This is a genomic window from Acidobacteriota bacterium, from assembly GCA_009691245.1.
Lineage (GTDB): Bacteria > Acidobacteriota > Terriglobia > 2-12-FULL-54-10 > 2-12-FULL-54-10 > SHUM01.
In genome coordinates, this window is record SHUM01000061.1 from 1 (window position 1) to 19,468 (window position 19,468).

A 19,468-nucleotide genomic window follows, 5' to 3' on the forward strand; every position below is an offset into this window, starting at 1 on the left:
AACATTAAAGTGCTGATGACCGCCGTGGGCGGCAAGGTGATTCATCTGACCGCGGATTACGCGAAGGAAGTCGGCATGACTGCCGTCGGCCCGACCACATGGGCCGAGGCGATCCCCACCGGCTGGGAGCCCAAAGCGAACTAGCCGCGATCCAACATTTCACGACACAGGGGGGAAGCATGGACAGGAAAGCAACTTTGCGGACATTCATCGCCTTGCTGGCAGCTTGTATGCTGGTCCAGACGCTGCGGGCGGACGACAAGAGCGTGGACTTTGATGAGGACAAGGACTTCTCGAAGTACGGGTCATTCGATATTCGCCAGCAGGTGATCAATTCAAAAGCTCCTGCGCTGAACAGCAGTCTGGTGAAGGACCGCATCGCCTCAGCCATTCGCAAGGAGTTGAGCGATGATGGCCTGTTCAAGGACCCCACGCAGCCGGACCTGATCGTGAATTACCGGCTGGGCGCAGAGGTCGAGCGCGACGTGGACACCTTCCGCGTGGGTCGGCTCGGGCGGAGGCGCACGCGCGTGGTGGTCGATAAATACACCGAGGGCACGCTGGTGATCGATATCCTGGAACGCGAATCGCGCGATCTGGTCTGGCGCGGCATCTACAACGATAAAGAAGGCGATTTCGCCAAGCTCGCCAGGAAACTCGAAGAGGATGTGAAGAAACTCTTCGCGGAGTATCCACCGAAGAAGTAACAACTTGAACCCAGTTTGTCGGGAAGGGAAGCATGTTAAAGAGAATTGTGGTTGCCGCCTTGCTGCTCGGCAGCATCATGTATTCCGGTTCGGTCGCGCGGGCGCAGGTAAAAAACTTCGCGCCGGTAACGCGCGAGATGCTGGTCTCGCCCAGCCCAGACGACTGGCTGATGCTCTCTCGCACCTATGATGAGCAGCGCTTCAGTCCGCTCAAGCAGGTGAACAAACAGACCGTCGCGCAGTTGCGCATGGCCTGGACGCGCGGCATGCCGCAAGGCACTAACGAGACCATCCCCATCGTTCATCAAGGCGTGATGTACGTGGTTGCTCCGGGCGCGGTCGTCCAGGCGCTGGACGCCACCAACGGCGACCTGATCTGGGAGTACCGGCGCAAGTTCGCGGCGAATATCACTGCGGCGACTATCGAGTCGGCTCGGGCCAAGTCGCTGGCGATTTTCGAGGACATGATCTACTACACCGCGCCGGACGGCTACATCGTGGCCATCGCCGCGCGCGACGGCAAGCTGCGCTGGGAGACGCTGGTCAATGCAGAGGGCTCCGGCGCGCAACACACTTCGGCGCCCATTGTAGTCGAGGGCAAGGTCATCTCTGGCCGGGCCTGTTCGGACAAGCGCGAGGGTTGCTTCATCTCGGCGCACGACGCGATCACCGGCAAGGAAGTCTGGAAGTTTTTCACCGCGGCGGCGGAAGGTGAGCCGGGCGGCGACACCTGGGGCGGCCTGCCCACCGACAAGCGCATCGCGTCCATCTGGGGGCTGCCCGGTTCGTACGATCCCGTACGGAAGATGATTCTGTGGGCCACGGCCAATCCACGCCCCTATCCGCGCATGACGCGGCACAACGGTAATCCCGACGCCATTCCGCGCACCTCGCCCGCCGAGCTGTACACCAACTCCACGCTGGCGCTGAACCCGGAGACGGGCAAGCTGATTTGGTATTATCAGCATCTGCCCGGCGATGATTGGGACTCGGATCACGTTCATGAGCGCATCCAGTTGCGCACGGCCATCAATCCTGATCCGGCGGCGGTGAAGTGGATTAATCCGCGCATCAAGCGTGGCGAGCAGCGCGACATCACCGTAACCATGGGTGAGCCGGGCGGCATGTGGGCGCTCGATCGCGCGACGGGCGAGTTCCTGTGGGCCACGCCGTTTCCCGCCGACGTGCCCGACTTTCATCTCTCGAACGTCGACGTCGAGACCGGCAAGGCCACCATCAATTGGGACAAGGTCTTCAAGAAAGATGGCGACAAAAGTCTGGTCTGTTTCTTCAATCAGAAGAGCTACTGGCCGATGGCTTACCATCCCGGCACCAACTCGCTTTACGTTCCTTATCACGATTACTGCCTGGAGATGCAGGCCAAGACCAGCAGCCCGTCGGGCTACGGGATGCGCAACGGCATTATCCGTCCCGGTGTTGATCCGCTGAAGGCCTCGGTGCTCGCGAAGGTGGACCTCTCCACGGGAAAAGTTACGAAGCTGCGCGAAGGCTACGCGCCCGGCAACGGCGCGGTGCTGGCTACCGACGGCGGACTGATCTTCTGGGGCGATATGAACCGCCGCTTCCACGCCTTCGACGCCGAGAATGGCAAAGTGTTATGGGAGACGATTCTCGGCGGCGTGATCCAGATGAGCACCATCACCTACGCCGTAAACGGCAAGCAGTATGTGGCGGTGATGACCGGCGATGGCAATTCGGCCACGGCGGGTCCGATGGGTCAGTCGAAGCTGTTGACCACGCCGCGCGGGCATAACGCGATTTACGTTTTTGCGCTGCCGTAATCGCGTTGGCGCAAGGGCAGCATTCCGGCGGTAGTTTTACTCAGAAGCTGTTGCGCATCCTGTGGACAGCAGTGTAAGGGCACGGTTTCAACCGTGCCGAACCGTGGCCCCAAGATGGCGGCTTCAGCCGCTGAGGGCCGCCGACGCACCTCAGAGGCTAAAGCCCATTTTCGTTACTAGGCTTATCGGCACGGTTGAAACCGTGCCCTTACGACCGCGGGACGAGGTTATGCAATAGCTTCCTGGGAGAGTGCCACTCACTTGTCGAGCAAATTGTCGAGCAACAGTCCGTCTTCCATCTCGAAAAACGATGCCCGTGGCAACGGCGATCGCCGCGCTGGCACGAACTCCGCCGGGCCGGGACACGGGCGGCCGCGCGCTTCCAGCCGCCTGATAAGCCGCGCGTCCTCTCTGGTTATGCTGTTGGTTTGCCTGATTTTAATCGGTACCGTTGGCTTTCGCTACACCGAGGGTTGGGGATGGTTCAAGGCGCTGTACGCCACGCTGATGACGGTGGCTACCATCGGCGCGGACCCGCTGAATCAACTTTCTCCCCAAGGCCAGATGTTCAACGCCCTATTGATTGTTCTTGGCGTGTCCGTGGTGGGTTTTGCGATTGGATCGCTCACGCAGGCGATGGTAGAATTCGAACTCGGTTCCTTCTTTGGACGGCGGCGCATGGAAAAAGAGATCTCCAAATTGCACGATCACTTCATTGTCTGTGGCGCAGGCCGCGTGGGTCGGCGCATCGCCACGGAAATCATGGAACGCGAGTTGCCGGTAGTGATGATCGAGAAAGACCCGGGACGGGCGCAGTGGGTGCGCGATCACGGCATCCCGCTGATTGTCGGCGATGGCAGCAGTGAAGCGACCCTGCGCGAGGCGCACATCGGGCAGGCACGCGGGCTGGCGAGTGCGGTTACGTCGGACGCGCAGAATGTCTACATCGTACTGACCGCGCGCGGTCTCGCGCCGGACCTGTTCATCATCGCACGCGCCAGCGAGGAGGATGCCGACTCCAAATTGTTGCGCGCGGGAGCCTCGGCGGTGATCTCACCGTATAATTACGCCGGAGAGTCGATGGCCCGCATGATGACCCGTCCGCATGTGCAGTCGTTTCTGGATTCAGCGCTGTCGTCGTTTAGCCAGGGTGGTTTGAATCTTCAAATGGAGGAAGTACGCGTGGAGCAGGGTTCCCATCTCGCCGGCGCCAGTCTCGCGGAGTCCGCGATTGGCGCAAGGCTGGGGATCATCGTGATGGCGATCCGCAAGCCGCAGGGCGGTGTGCAGTTCAATCCCGGCTCGGATCACGTCATCTCGGTGGGCGACTATCTGATTGCCATGGGCGACATCGAAAAGCTGCGGCAGTTGGAAACGCTGGCGGGGCCCGGTTAGACCATTCCGCAAAACCATTTAGCGTGGCTGGGCATCATCGTCAATATGAAACTTAGACTATCATTCTTGGCCGTCCTGCTGCGCCGTGGGCGCATTGCACTGGTGATCCTGCTGGCGGCGGCGCTCACTGGCTGCGGCAGTGGAGCCAGCCAAACCAAACTAACGCTGGCGGGCGGCTCGATGTCAGGCGCATGGTCGGCCATCAGCGAAGGCGTGGCCAACACGTTGCGGCGCGAGAATCATGGCGTGGCCATCACGCATGAAGTGGGCATGGACGGCGCGAATGCCGCGCTGGTCGACACGGGCCGCGTGCAGCTCGGCATGTTGCACTCAGCGATGGGACGCCTCGCCATCGAGGGCCAGCCGCCGTACACGCAAAAATATCCCAACGTCCGCGCCATCTCCCGCGTCTATACAGACTCGGCCTATCACTTCCTGGTCCGTGAAGCTTCGGGCATTACCTCGCTGGAGCAGATAAAAGAACAACGTATTCCCCTGCGCATCAGCGTGATGTATCGCGGTTCGCTCATGGAGACGGCCAGCCGCTTGGTGCTCGCCGCCTACGGCATGAGCTATGAGGACATCGAGTCCTGGGGCGGCAAAGTTTATTTCCGCGCGTTGGTGCCTTCCATGGAATTGATGATCGACGATTCGCTCGACGCGCTGGCTCTGAGCGTGCAGTTTCCTGAGACCAATATTACCGAGGCCAGCGTCCAGCACAAGTTTCGTCTATTGCCAATTTCGGAGGCGGCCATCGCCGCGGTGAATGAGAAGCTCGGAACGTATCGCACGGTCATTCCCGGGGGAACGTACCGCTTCGCGCCGGACCCTGTTGCCACCTTCAGCGACAACTGCGTGCTCATTGTCAACGCGCAGATGCCCGAGCAGGAGGTGTACGATCTTACGCGCGCGCTGTTCAAGAATCTTGATTATCTGCGATCCGTGCATCGCTCGATGAAGTCGCTGACGGCGGAGACCATGCCGCAGGTCAGTAATATCCCTCTGCACCCCGGCGCGGCGCGATTCTATCAGGATGCGTCGCGCGCGACAGAACGGGCGTCGGACGCCCTTTGACATAATAAAATTCGCTGTCATGATGATGTAATTTTAATTACCAACCTCCGGAGCCGACTTGATCCCCTCGACCGCCGCTGACCACACCCGCTGGAAACCATTCCTGCATTGGTTTGCGGTCGTATTCTCGATTTTCCAAATCTGGTTGGTGGTCCTCAGCACCGTGGACCCGCTGTTGCAACGGGCCATTTTCCTCACCGGCATTCTAACGCTGGCCTTTCTCGGCTACCGTCCCGAGCGAAGTGCGTACCGCGATGCGCCCAACACCGTCGAGATCGTGGAAGCAATGCTGGCGGCGGGCTGCGGCGCATATTTTTTCTCGCAGATTGACCGCTACCTCTATCGCTGGCCGCTGGTGGACGCGCTCACCGGCGTGGACATTGTAGTCGGCGCGCTGATGTTGCTTCTGGTGCTCGACCTCACGCGCCGCTATGTGGGCTGGGCCGTGCTGGTGATCGCCGTGGTCTTCGCCGCGTATGCTCTGGCGGGACATATGCTACCTGGGGTGTTCTCGCATCGCGTCTATACCGTGCCGGAATTTCTCGATCAGATGGTCTTCACCCTCAACGGCATCTTCGGCGCGCCGCTGGCGGTGGCGGCCACTTACGTCTTCATGTTCGTCATCTTCGGCGTGGCGTTGTTCCACTCCGGCACTGGAAAATTTTTCATGGGTGTGGCGCAATCGCTCGCCGCGCGCGCTACCGGCGGCGCCGCGAAGGTTGCCGTTATCTCCTGCGGCCTGTTCGGCATGTTCTCCGGCTCGCCCACCTCGGACGCCGTGACCACGGGTACCTTCACAATTCCATTCATGAAGCGCGTCGGCTATAAATCCGCCGAGGCGGGAGCCATCGTCGCCGTGGCCGCCACTGGCGGAGGCATCATGCCGCCCATCATGGGCTCGGCGGCATTTCTGATGGCCGAGTTCACTGGTATCCGCTACGTCAATATTGCCATCGCCGCCACGCTGCCCGGCATTCTCTATTACCTGTGTCCGCTCGCTCAGTTGCATTTCCAGGCGCTTAAGGAAAACAAGGAGACCGCGCCCGAGCAAGCCGGCCCGCCGTTCCGCGAACTGATCGCGCGCAACTGGCAATTCGTGATTCCCATCCTCGCGCTGACCTGGATGCTGCTGACCGCCACGAATCCCGTGAAGGCCGCGGGCGTGGCCGCCGCGCTGACGGTGATGGTCTCCTGGGTGCGGCCCGAGACGCGCATGGGACTCTCGAAGATCGCCGATGTGCTCGACGAGAGCGCGCGCGCCACGGTGATGGTGGTGGGCGCGACGGCTTCGGCGGGCATTCTGGTCGGCTCGTTCGCCATCACCGGGCTCGGCGGAAAATTCAGCGGCATGTTGTTCGAGATGGCCGGGCAGAATCTGCTCCCCGCGCTGATCATTACCATGATCATCTGCCTCATTCTGGGCATGGGCATGCCGACGCCCTCGGCCTATATTCTGACGGCGGTGGTCGCCGTCCCCGCGCTGGTGCGCCTGGGCATTCCCGTGCTCTCCGCGCATATGTTCGTTTTATACTTCGCTTGTCTCTCCGCCATCACGCCGCCCGTCGCCGTCGCCGCGTTCGCCACCGCCGGTATCGCTGGCGCCGATCCCAACGAAGTGGGCTTCCGCGCGGTGCGCCTGGGGATCGTCGCGTTTCTGGTGCCCTTCATCTTTGTCTACCAACCGGCGCTGCTGCTGCGCGGCAGCCTGGCGGAAGTGGTCATCGCAGCGGCCACTTCCATTACCGGAGTGATCCTGCTGGCCGCGGGCATCGAAGGCTGGCTGCTGGCGCGCGCGGTCTGGTGGGAGCGCGCCATGCTCATGGTCGGCGGCATTCTCCTGCTCATCCCTGGCCTGTACACGGACATCCCCGGCGTGATCCTCGCAGCGGCGGTGCTGGCCATTCAATGGCGCAAGCGCGCGTGATCAGAGCCTCGACCGCAAGGGAGGGGGCACCTGCAACGGTCACTGATAATCGATGAACGTGACCGCTCCCTCTCGGTTGCGGATCGGATCACGCAATTTACGAATACAATAGAGAGGTGACTATGACCTTCGAATCTTTCTATCTCGCCTGCCTGTCGCACGCCTCCTACCTGATCGGATCGGAGGGCGTGGCTGCCGTGGTCGATCCGCAGCGCGACGTCAAAATCTACGAAGCCTTTGCCGCGGACCACGGCCTGAAGATTCAGCACATCATCGAAACCCACCTGCACGCCGATTTCGTCTCCGGCCATCGCGAACTGGCCGACCGCACCGGAGCGAAGATTTATCTGGGCCATCAGGCGGGCGCGACGTTTCCTCATGTGCCGGTTCACGATGGCGACCAGATAGCGTTTGGCCGCTGCAAATTGCGCTTCCTGGAAACGCCGGGCCACACGATGGAAAGTATCTCGGTGCTGGTAACTGATTTGAACAAGGGGCCGGAGCCATACGCCGTGTTGACGGGCGACACACTCTTCATCGGAGATGTGGGGAGGCCGGATCTATCCGCCGACAAAACGCCGCAGGAATTGGCCGCCATGCTCTATACCAGTTTGCAAACCAAGCTGTTGCCGCTGGCCGATGGTGTCGAGGTGTATCCCGCGCACGGAGCCGGCTCCATGTGCGGACGGCGATTGAGCGAAGAGCGCGTCTCCACGATTGGCAAAGAGCGGGCAGGGAACTACGCGTTGCAGGCGCGATCGCAGGACGAGTTCGTGAAACTACTGACAGCGGAGTTGCCGGAGAGGCCGGGATATTTCGCGCTGGACGCCGAGATCAATCGCGTCGGCGCGCCGCCGTTGGAGGCTCTGCCGCCGCTGCGCGTGCTGTCGCCTGCCGATGTAATGGCTGAAACGGCAAAGGGTGCGGTGTTGCTCGATGTTCGTTCAACGGATCAGTTCAACGGCGCGCATATCTCCGGCTCATTGCACATTTCTCTCAGCGGGCAGTTCGCTTTCTGGGCAGGTTCGTTGCTCGGCCTGGACGCACGGCTCATCCTGATCGCCGAGAATGCCGAGCAGGTCGAAGCGGCTCGGCTGCGGCTGTCGCGCGTGGGACTCGACGGCACACTGGGATTTCTGGACGAAGGCATCACCGCGTGGATCAGCGCCGGACACGATGTGGTGCGGCTCCCGCAGATTACCGCACCGGAGCTGGCGCGCATGATGCGCGAGGAGCCGGGCACGTTTAATGTGCTGGACGTGCGCCGAAGCAGCGAATGGAAAGAAGGCCATCTTCCGGGCGCGACGTTGCGGCCGCTCGATCAATTAAGCAAGCATCTGAGTGATCTCGATCGTGCGCGGCCCTCCGTTGTACATTGCAAGAGCGGATACCGCAGCGCCATCGCGTGCAGCTTGCTGCAGCGGGCGGGCCTGCGCGAAGTGATCAATCTGGTGGGTGGGTACGATGCGTGGTTGGCGCTGCAACTGCCTGTGGAAACAACTGCCGTGCCGGCGCAATAGATCAGCAACAAAGTGCGAGAGTGAGAAGGCTTGGACCCTAATCAACTTTATGATGTGCTGATCGTCGGAGGCGGCAATGCCGCGCTCTGCGCCGCCATCACCGCGCGCCAGGCCGGCGCCAGCGTGATTGTGCTGGAGGCCGCTCCGAAACATTTTCGCGGAGGCAACAGCCGCCACACGCGCAACTTCCGCTGCATGCACGATGCGCCCGCCGATGTGCTCACCGATTCCTATGGCGAAAACGAATATTGGGAAGACCTGCTCAAGGTAACCGCCGGCCACACCGACGAAAAGCTGGCGCGCATGGTGATTCGCCAAACATCTGAGTGCCGCCCGTGGATGCGCGCGCACGGCGCACGATTTCAACCATCGCTCGGCGGGACGCTGCACCTCTCGCGCACCAATGCATTTTTCCTCGGCGGCGGAAAGGCGCTGTTGAACGGTTATTATCGCGCCGCGGAAAGAATGGGGATCGAGATCGAGTACAACGCCGAAGTGAACGAACTGAATTTTCGTGATGGGCGATTTCACTCCGCCGTCGTCGTGCGCAAGGGATTCACTGAGGTAGTGCGGGCTAAAACGCTGGTGGCAGCGGCGGGTGGATTTCAAGCCAACATCGAGTGGTTGCGCTCGGCCTGGGGCGAGGCCGCCAATAATTTCCTGATTCGTGGCACGCCCTACGACAACGGACACATACTGCGTCTGCTGATGAATCAAGGCGCGCGGACCGTATCCGATCCCACGCAGTGCCACTGCGTGGCCATCGACGCGCGCGCGCCGCGCTTTGATGGAGGGATCATCACGCGCGTCGATTGCGTCTCGCTCGGCATCACCGTCAATCAACACGCGCAGCGCTTCTACGATGAGGGCGAAGATTTCTGGCCGAAGCGCTACGCGATTTGGGGACGACTCGTCGCGCAGCAGCCTGGGCAGATCGCTTACACGATTATCGATTCGCAGGCGATGGGTGGGTTCATGCCGCCCGTGTTCCCGCCCATTCAGGCACGCTCGCTGCGCGAGCTTGCGGACGCCTTGAAGCTTGATCCGCAGGCGCTGGAGCGGACGGTCGCCGAGTACAACGCGGCGGTGCGCCCCGGAAAGTTTGATCACGCCATCCTCGACAACTGCTCGACCGAGGACTTGCAGCCGGCGAAGTCGCACTGGGCGCTCCGCATCGAACGGCCACCGTATTACGCTTACCCACTGCGCCCCGGCATCACCTTCACCTACCTGGGCGTGGCGGTGAACGAGCGCGCTGAAGTTTGTTTCGAGGAGAACCGGAAGTTGGACAATGTCTTCGCCGCCGGTGAGATTATGGCAGGCAATATTTTGGGCAAGGGGTATCTCGCGGGTCTGGGCATGGCCATCGGCACGGTGTTCGGTCGTATCGCCGGAGAGGAGGCTGCGCGCCGTGCCCACGCCTAATGCACAACCCGGAACGGGTAAGCTGACGCTGGCCATTCTGCAGGATGGCGAGCGCGTCATGCGCATCTGCAACGCCTGCCGCTACTGTGAAGGCTTCTGCGCTGTCTTCCCCGCGATGGAACGGCGAATGGAGTTCGGCGAGAAGGACCTGCTCTACCTCGCCAATCTTTGCCACGATTGTGGCGAGTGTTATTACTCCTGCCAGTACGCGCCACCGCATGAATTCGCGGTCCATATCCCGCAGACCATGGCGGAGATTCGCCGCCAGACTTATAGCGAGTACGCCTGGCCCGGCGCGCTGAAGGGATTGTTCGCGCATAACGGTTTGGCTTTGGCGTTGGGTGCATTGATCGCGCCGCTGCTGTTTATGACTTACCTTTATGCCGTTGCCGCGCCGGGAGTTTTCTTCGGCGCGCACGCGGTGGCCGATGGTGCGTTCTATCGCGTGATGCCGCACGGCGCGATGATCGCGGTTTTTTTACTGTTGGGCATTGGCGTGGCCGTTGCCTTCGCCGCCGGGCTATGGCGATTCTGGCGAGACCTCGGTGAGCCGCTCGCCACGCTGTTTGACGGGAAGGCGATGCAGCAGGCGATAGTGGACGCGATGACGCTGCGCTATTTGGATGGAGGCGGAGAAGGTTGCGCGTATCCGGATGAAGTGCCGTCAACGGCGCGGCGGACGTTTCATCATCTGACTTTCTACGGTTTTCTATTTTGCTTCGCCGCAACCAGCGTGGCCGCCGTGTATCACAACTTGCTGGGATGGCAAGCGCCCTACGCGCTGCTCAGCGTCCCTGTTGTTTTCGGAACCATCGGCGGCATCGGACTGCTGATCGGGCCCGTGGGCTTGATGTGGCTGAAAATCGCTCGCGATCCCGAGACGCAGGACCGCAAGCAGTCGGGAATGGATACCACGTTTCTGGCCATGCTGTTTCTCACCAGCCTCACCGGATTTTTGTTGCTGATCCTGCGCGAGTCCTCCGCGATGGGCGTGGTGCTGGCGATTCATCTTGGCATAGTTGCGGGGCTATTTATTACCATGCCGTATGGAAAATTCGTGCATGCGATCTATCGTTCGGCGGCGCTGGTGCTGAATGCGCTGGAGAAGCGCCGCCCGGTGAAACTTCCTGTCGGAGAAATTTGATCCGGCGGCGTTATAATGAGTGAGCTAAAAAAAGATAAAAGACGAGGGAACGATGGTGAATATGCGAAAAGTTATGGTTGCCATGCTGCTGGGTCTCATACTGACTGGTAGCGCGATGGCGCAGATGAAGAGTCTTACGATCATTGCGCCGGCGGCTCCGGGCGGCGGGTGGGATCAGACGGCGCGCATGATGCAGCAGGCGTTGCAGCAGGGTGGCATCGCCTCGCCCGTAAAGGTGATGAACGTGCCCGGCGCGGGCGGCACCATTGGTCTGGCGCAGTTTGTCAGCAATGACAAAGCCAAGCCCGACGTGCTGATGGCCATGGGCCTGATCATGGTGGGAGCGGTGCTCACCAATAAATCTCCCGTAACGCTGGCGCAGATTACGCCCATCGCGCGGCTCACCGGTGAGTACGAAGTGCTGGTGGTGCCCGCGGCTTCTCCCTATAAAACGCTAGCGGACTTCATGAAGGCGTGGAAGGAGAATCCGGGAATGGCTATCGCGGGAGGCTCGGCGGGCGGGACGGATCACATGCTGGCGGGGTTGCTCGCTAAAGCCTCTGGCGTGGATGTGAACAAGGTGAATTACGTGCCGCACTCCGGCGGCGGCGAGTCCATTGCTTCGCTGATCGGCAATCAGGTGGCGGCGGGGATTAATGGCCTTGGAGAACTCGTCCCGTTCATCAAGTCGGGCAAGCTGCGTGCGCTGGCCATCTCGTCCGACAAGCGGTTGGCGGGCATGGACATTCCCACCTTCACCGAGCAGAGCGTGAATCTGACGCTGGCTAACTGGCGCGGCGTGGTCGCGCCGCCCGGCATCAGCGTTCCGCAGAAGGCCGCGTTGGTCGCGATGGTGGACAAGATGCACCAGTCGCAGCAGTGGAAGGACATTCTCAAGAAGAATGACTGGATTGATCTCTATCAATCCGGCGCGCCATTCGACGCCTATCTCAAGGACGAAGACAAACGCGCAACAGAAGTGTTGCGCTCCATCGGGCTAGTGAAATAAGTAATTGCGCGGCGTATCGCTTTACGTTGTCATTCTGAGCGCAGCGAAGAATCTGTTTTTCTCAACTTGTAAGGGCACAGCAGTTCCTGCGCTGCGCTCAGAATGACAGTGCTTGGGGTTATCCATCATGCGCCATCGCCAATGTGGAATCGTGAAGACGGATGTTTGCATCGGTCTGACCGTCGCGGTGCTCGGAGGCCTGCTGGCATTGGGGTTGAGCGGCATAAACTTTGGCGCGGGCTATGACCGCATCGGTCCGCGTTTCTTTCCCTACGTGGTGGCCGTGGGCTTGCTGGCGCTGGGCGGCTGGTTCCTGGCGGCGGGTTTTCTCCGCAACGAATCGGCAGAGCAGGAGACAACCGGAATACCTGTCAACTGGCCGCCATTGATCCATCTGGCGCTGGCTCTTGTGTTGACACTCGTTTTGCTGGAGCCAGCGGGTTTCATTCTCGCCTGCGCTGCGCAGTTCTGGTTGGTGGCCCGAGCCTTCGGCAGCAGGAGGCCCTTCCGCGATGGCGTAGCAGGCTTGGTCCTTTCTTCAGTCTGTTTCCTGGCATTCTCGAAGGGCCTTGGCCTGACCCTCCCATCCGGCGTTCTCTCCTTCGTTGGTTGATAGCGGGGTTGCCTGGTTTTCACGTATCCTTAGCATGGAAGACGTTTTCATTCGCGAAGGTAATCTGTCCGATGCGGACGCCATTGCGCGCGTCCATGTTCGAAGCTGGCAGGCTACGTATGCAGGGATCCTGCCGTCTGAACTGCTGTATAGCCTTTCGGTGGAAGACCGAAGCCGCCGATGGGCAATGCTGCTCTCCGATCCTGCATTCAAGCAGGCGATCTTTGTGGCCCACCTGGCGGACGGAAGTCTCGTCGGATTTGCAACCGGTGAAAAGCAACGCGGGGATACCCCTGAATTCGAATCATAAATTAGCTCTATCTATCTGTTGGAGGAATTCCAGAGAGCCGGTATTGGGGGGAGACTTTTCCGCGCAGTCGCGGAAGAACTGATGAAGCGAGGCTATCGAAGTTTGAGCATCTGTGTGCTGGCGGCGAACTCATCCCGAAAGTTCTATGAGCGATTGGGTGGACGAGTAATACGCGAGAGCGTGGCCAAAATTGATGGCGCGGAATACCCGGACGCTTTTCACGGTTGGGATGATATCTCTCTGATCCTCACTGCTTGACTGAGGATTGGATCAGATTGTTGAAACTCCGCACTTGAGAGCGTACGCTGTGGATTACCGGTGACTTTTCAAGAGGATGATCTCAGGTTGTTGGACAACCAGATTGAGAGAAAGTTGAACATGATCCATCGCATAAGACTAACTGCATTCATTGCTCTTCTCATAATGACACTTTCAGCGTCGGCCCAGCAGCCTGGCTTTGTGCCGGTGAGCGACGCCGTGTTGCAGAAGCCTGCCGGGGGCGACTGGCTGATGTGGCGGCGTGATCAGACGGTCAGCGGCTACAGCCCGCTGGAGCAGATCAACAAGCAAAATGTAGGCAAGTTGCGGTTGGCGTGGGCGTGGGGGATGGAGGCCGGGCAGTCGGAGCAGGAGCCGATTGTCTATCGTGGCGTGATGTATCTGCCGCACAACGGCGGCGTGGTGCAGGCGCTCGATGCCAAAAACGGAAACGTGATCTGGGAGTACCGGCGCAAGCTGGAGCGCGACATGTTGAGCGCGACGACGCGCAATCTGGTCATCTATCGCGACCGGATTTATATGACTTCCCCGGACGCTTACGTTGTTGCGCTCGATGCGCGGACGGGCAAGATGGTTTGGGAGACCAAGGCCGCCGACCACGAAAAGCGCGTGGACTTTTCGTCTGGCCCCATCGCGGGCGACGGGAAAATATTCGCGGGGATGACCTGCGGTGTGGGTACGCCCGAGCCATGCTCCGTCAGCGCGTATGATGCCGACACGGGCAAGCATCTGTGGCGGCGCGAGTCCGTGGCGGGGCCGAATGATTCGGCGGAGGCCAATGCCAGTTGGGGCGGCGCGCCCTATGACCAGCGGCGCAAGGCGTCGTTCTGGCTGACGGGCAGTTACGATCCGCAGTTGAAGTTGGTCTACTGGACCACGGCGAGTCCGTATCCTTATCCGGAAATTCTGAAGGGAACGGGCAGCGGCTCGCTGCTCTACTCGAATTCAATCCTGGCACTCGATGCCGCCACCGGCGCGATCAAATGGCATTTCCAGATGCAGCCGCGCGACAACTTCGACATGGATCATCAGGACAATCCCATCCTGGCCAACGTGCGCATGAACGGCGTGGAGCGCAAGGTCGTCTACGCGCTGGGCAAGCCCGGCATCTTGTGGGCGTTCGATCGCGAGAAGGGGAGCTATTTGTGGCACAAGCAGATCGTGCCGTTCCAGAATCTTTACAAGAGCATTGATGCGAAGACCGGCGCGATCACCACCAACACGGACATTATCCCCAAGAAAATTGGAGACGTGCAGAAAGTCTGCCCCGGAATGCGCGGCGGAAAACTGTTCCAGAGCAAAGCCTTCAGCCCGAAGAGCAACGCAGTGTTCAGTCCGGTGAGCAACGAGTGCACGGTGTTTGAAATATTGCCGCTCGATAAATCCACTTCCGGTGTGAAGTATGACGAGATATTGCACATGGAAGGATCGGGCGGAAACGTGGGTCGCCTGATGGCGGTCTCGGCTTCGACGGGCGAGGCGATGTGGACGTTTGACACACGCGCGGCGATGGGTTCGCCGCTGGCCACTGGCGGGGGGCTGGTGTTTGTCGGCGACATGCACCGCAACTTCCGCGCGCTGGACGCCGACAACGGGAAGGTCTTGTGGGACATTCCGCTCAGCGCGCCCATCACCGGCTATCCCATCAGCTATGCAGTGGATGGCAAGCAATACGTCGCCGTGGCCCTGGGCGGGCGCACCTCCGGGTCGATGCACCTCGCGCAACTTTATCCTGAACTGAAAGGCGTCGGCGGCAGTAACGTGCTGATGGTTTTCGCACTCGGCGAGTAATCCGGGCGCTGTTCACGAACTTCAATATTTCCGATCGAGTACAATCCCAACGATGGAATCTTTTTCCGCTTTAATGCACGGGTTCGGAGTTGCTCTGACCGTTGGAAATATTTTTTGGGCACTCGTGGGCGTGGTGCTTGGAACTATCGTCGGTATCCTGCCGGGCATTGGTCCGGCGCTGACCGTCGCCCTGCTGCTGCCGGTAACTTTTCAGCTTGATCCCACCAGCGCGTTCATCATGTTCGCAGGCATATACTCCGGCGCGATGTACGGCGGATCGACGACCTCGATCCTGATGAACACGCCCGGCGAGAGTGGCAGCATGATCACCGCCATCGACGGGCACCAGATGGCCCGTGCTGGTCGCGCGTCCGCCGCGTTGGCTACCGCTGCCATCGGATCGTTTGTCGCGGGAACTCTTGGCACGATTGGCCTCACCTTCGCCGCGCCGGTCCTGGTGGAGTTCGCGCTATCATTTGGTCCGGCGGAATACTTTGCGCTGATCGTCCTTGGTTTCACCACCATTTCGGCGGTACTGGGCGACACTCCCATGCGCGGATTTGTGAGCCTGTTCTGCGGACTGGCGCTGGGCTTGGTTGGCATCGACTTGCAGACTGGGCAGGCGCGCTATACATTCGGGGTGCCGCAGTTGCTCGACGGAATTGATGTCGTTGTGGTTGTCGTCGGATTGTTCGCCGTGGGTGAGACGATCTTCCTGGCCACGCAGAAGCAGGAGGACTTGAGCCTCACCAAGGTGCGTGGCTGGACGTGGATGACGCGCGCGGATTGGTCGCGCTCATGGAAGCCGTGGCTGCGGGGTACGGCGCTCGGTTTCCCGATTGGTGCGCTGCCGGTGGGAGGTGCGGAGATTCCCACGTTTCTCTCCTACTGGCTGGAGAAGAAGCTTTCGCATCATCCCGAGGAGTTTGGTAAAGGCGCCATTGAAGCCGTTGCCGGGCCGGAGGCTGCCAACAACGCCGCGGCGGCGGGCGTGTTGGTCCCGCTGTTAACGCTCGGTCTGCCCACATCGGCCACGGCGGCAATCATGCTGGCCGCGTTTCAACAATACAATATTCAGCCGGGGCCTCTGCTGTTTACCACCAACCCGGAGTTGGTCTGGGGACTAATTGCCAGCCTCTATGTCGGCAACGTGATGCTTCTGGTGCTGAATCTGCCGCTGGCTCCGCTGTGGGCGCGTTTGCTGGAAATCCCACGGCCGTTGCTTTACGGCGGCATCCTGGTGTTCGCTGCGCTGGGAACTTACAGCTTGAACAACTCCGTATTTGATGTTGGCCTTATGTACGGCGTTGGCGTAGTGGGTTACTTGATGCGGCGCGCTGACATCCCTGTCGCTCCGGCGATTATCGGCCTGATCCTCGGGCCGATGGCTGAACAGCAGTTCCGCCGTGCGCTGGCCATCGCGCAGGGCGACGGCACGGTGTTCTTCACGCGCCCATTGTCAGCGACGCTGCTCTCGCTGGCCGCTTGTGTGCTGATCATTCCCGCGATCATCAAATGGATTGCCCGCCGTCGCGTGACAGTGCCGCGCGCGTAAGCGAGAGGACCCGATGCTGGGGGCGTAGCGGGGGCGGGGCCGCTTGCTTACGCGCGCGGCGCTGTTAACGGCGCCACCTACGATGAAGCGGAGGAATAGGCGCGCAGGCCGGCGCGCCACAGGCTGGTCATCAGGAAAAATACCACGCCGGTAACCGCGAACATGTGCGCGAGCAGCGTTGGCGACGGGCCTTCAAAAAGTATGCGCGTGGGGAATGAAACGATCAGGCCGAAGGGCAGAATAGAGACCAGGATGCGTGCCATCCAGCCCTGAAAGATGCCGTGCGGTCGCGTCATATATTGCTCCGTGGCCCATAAGATTTCGCGCAGGCCGCCGGAAGCGTGTAACCAAAACGTGGGAATGATGAACAGCATACTGAGCGCGTAATGCAGCACCACGCCGACCAGCAGTAGAACAAGAAACAGCAGGATTGAGGCCGCGCCCAGCTTGCCGGGGTAGCGCGCCAGAACCCAGGTCAGAATGCCGCAGGCCATCAAAAGATTTACGAACGAATTGGCGGCGAAGTCCCGAACGCTCAGGACGAACAATGAGGAAACTGGGCGCACGAGGTGGTAATCCACGTCCCCCTTGTTGATGTAGGTGGGTAGCCACCACATATTGTTCGAGAACAGGGTCATATGTACGGCATCCACCACGAAGACGCCGCCGGCGAAGACCAGCATCTGATCGAACGTCCATCCGCCGAGCAGCGGGGTGTGCTGGTAGAGTATCCAGAAAAACGAGATATTCACAATGTTCCAGATGATGTCCATGCCGATGCGGAAGAAGAAATCGATGCGGAACTCCATGGCCTTGCTGAACGAGAATCGTATGAAGGCGGCGTAGAGCCGAAGATAGCGCATCATATGCCCACCCCGGTGTACTGCAAATTGCCGCGGCGCCAAATCAAGCGAAAAACAAATGCGAAGAGGAGGCACCATCCCGCGGCGATCGCCAATCCCGTGGCCCACTCCGACATGGACGCGCGACCGAGCAGAACACGCACCGGGAGCGAATAAAGATAAGCGAAGGGAAGCGCGTCAAGAATAGGCCGGGACCACGGAGGGAACATGTCCAGAGGCAGCAGCAGTCCGCCGAGCAGCGATGCGGTGAAGCGCGAGGCCACCACCAGACTCCAAACATTGTCAGCCCAAAATGCCACGGCCTGAATGGGCAGCAGCAGCAGATAGTGCAGCAGATTGGCCACCGCCAGCGAGAGCACATACATGGCGACGGTGCCAGAGGTGATGTGAATCTCATCCGGAATGCCGATCAGCAACGGGGCCGCAAGGCCGAAAAAAATCATCTGCAATATCTGCGGCGCAAGCCTACCCGCCTGTTGCGCGTACTTCACCGCGGCGTAGGGAACTGGATAGAGCAGGTAGCGGGAGAGGCTGCCGTCGTAGATGTCCTGCGACGCGGCCAACTCGACCTCATTGGATTGCGCGACGCGGCCGGTGAGCGAGGCGAAGACGTAATAAAGCAACATGCCGCTGACCGAGTAGCCGGCGATCTCGGTTTTTCCGGACGAGGAAAACATGGCGTGGGTGATGGCCCAGAACACGCTGAAACTGACGGCGATGCCGCCAAGCGAATTGATCCAGAAGTCGGCGCGGTAGGACATGCGCTTGCGCGCCTCCACGCTGAAGATGTGCCACAGCAGCGTGGGCCTCATTGCTCCTCCGTGGAAGACATCGCTTGGTGTTGAAGGTCCGGCTGGCGGGCGCGCTGAATGCGCTCGATCACCGTGCCGATATCGGCGTCCTCGATGGCCAGGTCGATGACCGGCAGACGGCGCAGCAACTCGGCGGCCGCTTCCGCAACGCGCGCGCGATCCACGCGCAAGCGCACCATGTCCGTGGTGCGCTGCTCGACCACGCCGAGCAAGCCCAGCCCGTCCGCCTCATTCGCTATCGTTGGCGCTGCTGTGTCCATTGCGTCCGGCTTGCGTAAGTGCGCGGTGATGACTTTGTGATCCGCGTAGTCAGCGACGACTTTTTCGAGCGAGCCGTCGAAGACGATCTCGCCTTCGCGCAGGATGATGATGCGGCGGCAGAGGCGCTCGATGTCCTCCATGTAGTGGCTGGTGAGAATCATGGCGGGGCGGCGCTCGGCCTGGTAGCGCAGCAGAAATTCCCGGATGGCGCGCTGCGCGGTAAGGTCGAGGCCGATAGTCGGCTCGTCGAGAAACACCACGCGCGGGGAGTGCAGCAGCGCGGCGATCAGTTCCATCTTCATGCGTTCGCCGAGCGAGAGCCGCCGAATCTGCACCTGCAACTGATCGCGGACTTCGAGCGTGCTGGTCAGGTCCTCCAGCGTTGCGCGTAATTGTTTTTCGGGTATCTGGTAAATTTCCTTGAGCAGCAGAAAGCAGTCGGCGGCGGGCAGATCCCACCAGAGCTGCGCCTTCTGTCCCATAATGAGCGCAATCTGGCGGCGGAAGCGGTTGTCGCGCTCCCATGGCGTGTAGCCCAGCACGCGGGCGCGCCCGCTGGTGGGGTGGATGATGCCGGCGAGCATCTTCACGATGGTGGTCTTTCCCGCACCGTTCGCGCCGACTAGTCCAACGATCTCACCCTCGCCGATTTGGAAGGAAATGTCCCGGACCGCGTGTTTATCGATATAGACACGATGGAACAATGAGCGCAGCGATCCTGCCAGTCCAGGCTCCTTTTTGTGAATCTGAAAAGTCTTCGAGAGATGTTCAACTTCGATCATGAAGAGGGCCCAGTATCCAATGAAGCGATCCTTCGTACTATACCCGATAGGCTATTGACCCGCCCGAGATTTTGTACCAATCCTTGTGAGAGAGTTTACATCACAACCTGAGGCCGAGAAACTGGGTTTTTGACAGGGCTATAGGCCCCCGGCGCCGGGGGCCTATAGCCGAGCGCCGAGTGCGGCCTGCGGGTGTTGTACT

General features: G+C 60.4%; 17 protein-coding genes. 14 read left to right on the plus strand and 3 right to left on the minus strand.

The window, feature by feature from the left end:
* Window positions 1-98: 98 nt before the first annotated feature.
* From EXQ56_12810 to EXQ56_12875, 14 genes are all read left to right on the plus strand, one after another.
* Window positions 99-707 (plus strand): DUF4136 domain-containing protein, encoded by a 609-nt coding sequence (locus EXQ56_12810; GenBank protein ID MSO21310.1) that lies wholly within the window; start codon window positions 99-101, stop codon window positions 705-707.
* A gap of 32 nt (window positions 708-739) precedes the next feature.
* Window positions 740-2,509 (plus strand): hypothetical protein, encoded by a 1,770-nt coding sequence (locus EXQ56_12815; GenBank protein MSO21311.1) that lies wholly within the window; start codon window positions 740-742, stop codon window positions 2,507-2,509.
* Window positions 2,510-2,770: 261 nt separating this feature from the next.
* A complete protein-coding gene (locus EXQ56_12820; GenBank protein MSO21312.1) occupies window positions 2,771-3,904 on the plus strand; it encodes a potassium channel protein in 1,134 nt (377 codons plus the stop codon).
* A 45-nt stretch (window positions 3,905-3,949) separates the two neighbouring features.
* Window positions 3,950-4,978 (plus strand): TAXI family TRAP transporter solute-binding subunit, encoded by a 1,029-nt coding sequence (locus EXQ56_12825; GenBank protein MSO21313.1) that lies wholly within the window; start codon window positions 3,950-3,952, stop codon window positions 4,976-4,978.
* 58 nt (window positions 4,979-5,036) lie between these two features.
* Window positions 5,037-6,902: a TRAP transporter permease gene (locus EXQ56_12830; GenBank protein ID MSO21314.1), complete on the plus strand. Its 1,866-nt coding sequence runs from the start codon at window positions 5,037-5,039 to the stop codon at window positions 6,900-6,902.
* 122 nt (window positions 6,903-7,024) lie between these two features.
* Entirely contained in the window at window positions 7,025-8,422 is a 1,398-nt protein-coding gene (locus EXQ56_12835) for an MBL fold metallo-hydrolase (GenBank protein MSO21315.1), read from the plus strand.
* Window positions 8,423-8,452: 30 nt separating this feature from the next.
* On the plus strand, window positions 8,453-9,847 hold the full coding sequence (gene tcuA / locus EXQ56_12840; GenBank protein MSO21316.1) for an FAD-dependent tricarballylate dehydrogenase TcuA: 1,395 nt from the start codon (window positions 8,453-8,455) through the stop codon (window positions 9,845-9,847).
* 58 nt (window positions 9,848-9,905) lie between these two features.
* Window positions 9,906-10,991 (plus strand): tricarballylate utilization 4Fe-4S protein TcuB, encoded by a 1,086-nt coding sequence (gene tcuB, locus EXQ56_12845; protein ID MSO21317.1) that lies wholly within the window; start codon window positions 9,906-9,908, stop codon window positions 10,989-10,991.
* Window positions 10,992-11,052: 61 nt separating this feature from the next.
* Window positions 11,053-12,000, plus strand: coding sequence for a tripartite tricarboxylate transporter substrate binding protein (locus EXQ56_12850; protein ID MSO21318.1), 948 nt, complete (start codon window positions 11,053-11,055; stop codon window positions 11,998-12,000).
* Between the two features lie 127 nt (window positions 12,001-12,127).
* Window positions 12,128-12,613, plus strand: coding sequence for a tripartite tricarboxylate transporter TctB family protein (locus EXQ56_12855; protein MSO21319.1), 486 nt, complete (start codon window positions 12,128-12,130; stop codon window positions 12,611-12,613).
* Between the two features lie 34 nt (window positions 12,614-12,647).
* Entirely contained in the window at window positions 12,648-12,923 is a 276-nt protein-coding gene (locus tag EXQ56_12860; GenBank protein ID MSO21320.1) for a hypothetical protein, read from the plus strand.
* Window positions 12,924-13,181 (plus strand): GNAT family N-acetyltransferase, encoded by a 258-nt coding sequence (locus EXQ56_12865; protein ID MSO21321.1) that lies wholly within the window; start codon window positions 12,924-12,926, stop codon window positions 13,179-13,181.
* A 120-nt stretch (window positions 13,182-13,301) separates the two neighbouring features.
* Window positions 13,302-14,993 carry a hypothetical protein gene (locus tag EXQ56_12870; GenBank protein ID MSO21322.1) on the plus strand — a complete coding sequence of 564 codons (1,692 nt, stop codon included), beginning with the start codon at window positions 13,302-13,304 and terminating at the stop codon, window positions 14,991-14,993.
* Window positions 14,994-15,045: 52 nt separating this feature from the next.
* On the plus strand, window positions 15,046-16,548 hold the full coding sequence (locus tag EXQ56_12875) for a tripartite tricarboxylate transporter permease (protein ID MSO21323.1): 1,503 nt from the start codon (window positions 15,046-15,048) through the stop codon (window positions 16,546-16,548).
* Window positions 16,549-16,625: 77 nt separating this feature from the next.
* Here the strand turns inward: EXQ56_12875 and EXQ56_12880 are convergent, their stop codons facing one another.
* The 3 genes from EXQ56_12880 to EXQ56_12890 are packed head-to-tail and all read right to left on the minus strand — an operon-like array spanning window position 16,626 to window position 19,266.
* Window positions 16,626-17,489, minus strand: a complete 864-nt coding sequence (locus EXQ56_12880; protein ID MSO21324.1) for a hypothetical protein — start codon at window positions 17,487-17,489, stop codon at window positions 16,626-16,628.
* On the minus strand, window positions 17,411-18,223 hold the full coding sequence (locus EXQ56_12885) for a hypothetical protein (protein ID MSO21325.1): 813 nt from the start codon (window positions 18,221-18,223) through the stop codon (window positions 17,411-17,413). The genes EXQ56_12880 and EXQ56_12885 overlap by 79 nt, the downstream gene beginning before the upstream one ends.
* Complete coding sequence (locus EXQ56_12890; GenBank protein ID MSO21326.1) at window positions 18,220-19,266, minus strand: ATP-binding cassette domain-containing protein; 1,047 nt, start codon at window positions 19,264-19,266, stop codon at window positions 18,220-18,222. The genes EXQ56_12885 and EXQ56_12890 overlap by 4 nt, the downstream gene beginning before the upstream one ends.
* Window positions 19,267-19,468 lie beyond the last annotated feature (202 nt).

Bases quoted from the DNA above. Each gene is read 5' to 3' on its own strand.
- EXQ56_12880 (MSO21324.1), bottom strand. From the start codon at position 17,489: ATGGTGCCTCCTCTTCGCATTTGTTTTTCGCTTGATTTGGCGCCGCGG.
- EXQ56_12860 (MSO21320.1), top strand. From the start codon at position 12,648: ATGGAAGACGTTTTCATTCGCGAAGGTAATCTGTCCGATGCGGACGCC.
- EXQ56_12875 (MSO21323.1), top strand. From the start codon at position 15,046: ATGGAATCTTTTTCCGCTTTAATGCACGGGTTCGGAGTTGCTCTGACC.
- EXQ56_12855 (MSO21319.1), top strand. From the start codon at position 12,128: ATGCGCCATCGCCAATGTGGAATCGTGAAGACGGATGTTTGCATCGGT.
- EXQ56_12810 (MSO21310.1), top strand. From the start codon at position 99: ATGGGCCGAGGCGATCCCCACCGGCTGGGAGCCCAAAGCGAACTAGCC.
- EXQ56_12885 (MSO21325.1), bottom strand. From the start codon at position 18,223: ATGAGGCCCACGCTGCTGTGGCACATCTTCAGCGTGGAGGCGCGCAAG.
- EXQ56_12870 (MSO21322.1), top strand. From the start codon at position 13,302: ATGATCCATCGCATAAGACTAACTGCATTCATTGCTCTTCTCATAATG.
- EXQ56_12890 (MSO21326.1), bottom strand. From the start codon at position 19,266: ATGATCGAAGTTGAACATCTCTCGAAGACTTTTCAGATTCACAAAAAG.
- EXQ56_12850 (MSO21318.1), top strand. From the start codon at position 11,053: ATGCGAAAAGTTATGGTTGCCATGCTGCTGGGTCTCATACTGACTGGT.
- EXQ56_12815 (MSO21311.1), top strand. From the start codon at position 740: ATGTTAAAGAGAATTGTGGTTGCCGCCTTGCTGCTCGGCAGCATCATG.
- tcuB (MSO21317.1), top strand. From the start codon at position 9,906: ATGCGCATCTGCAACGCCTGCCGCTACTGTGAAGGCTTCTGCGCTGTC.
- EXQ56_12835 (MSO21315.1), top strand. From the start codon at position 7,025: ATGACCTTCGAATCTTTCTATCTCGCCTGCCTGTCGCACGCCTCCTAC.
- EXQ56_12825 (MSO21313.1), top strand. From the start codon at position 3,950: ATGAAACTTAGACTATCATTCTTGGCCGTCCTGCTGCGCCGTGGGCGC.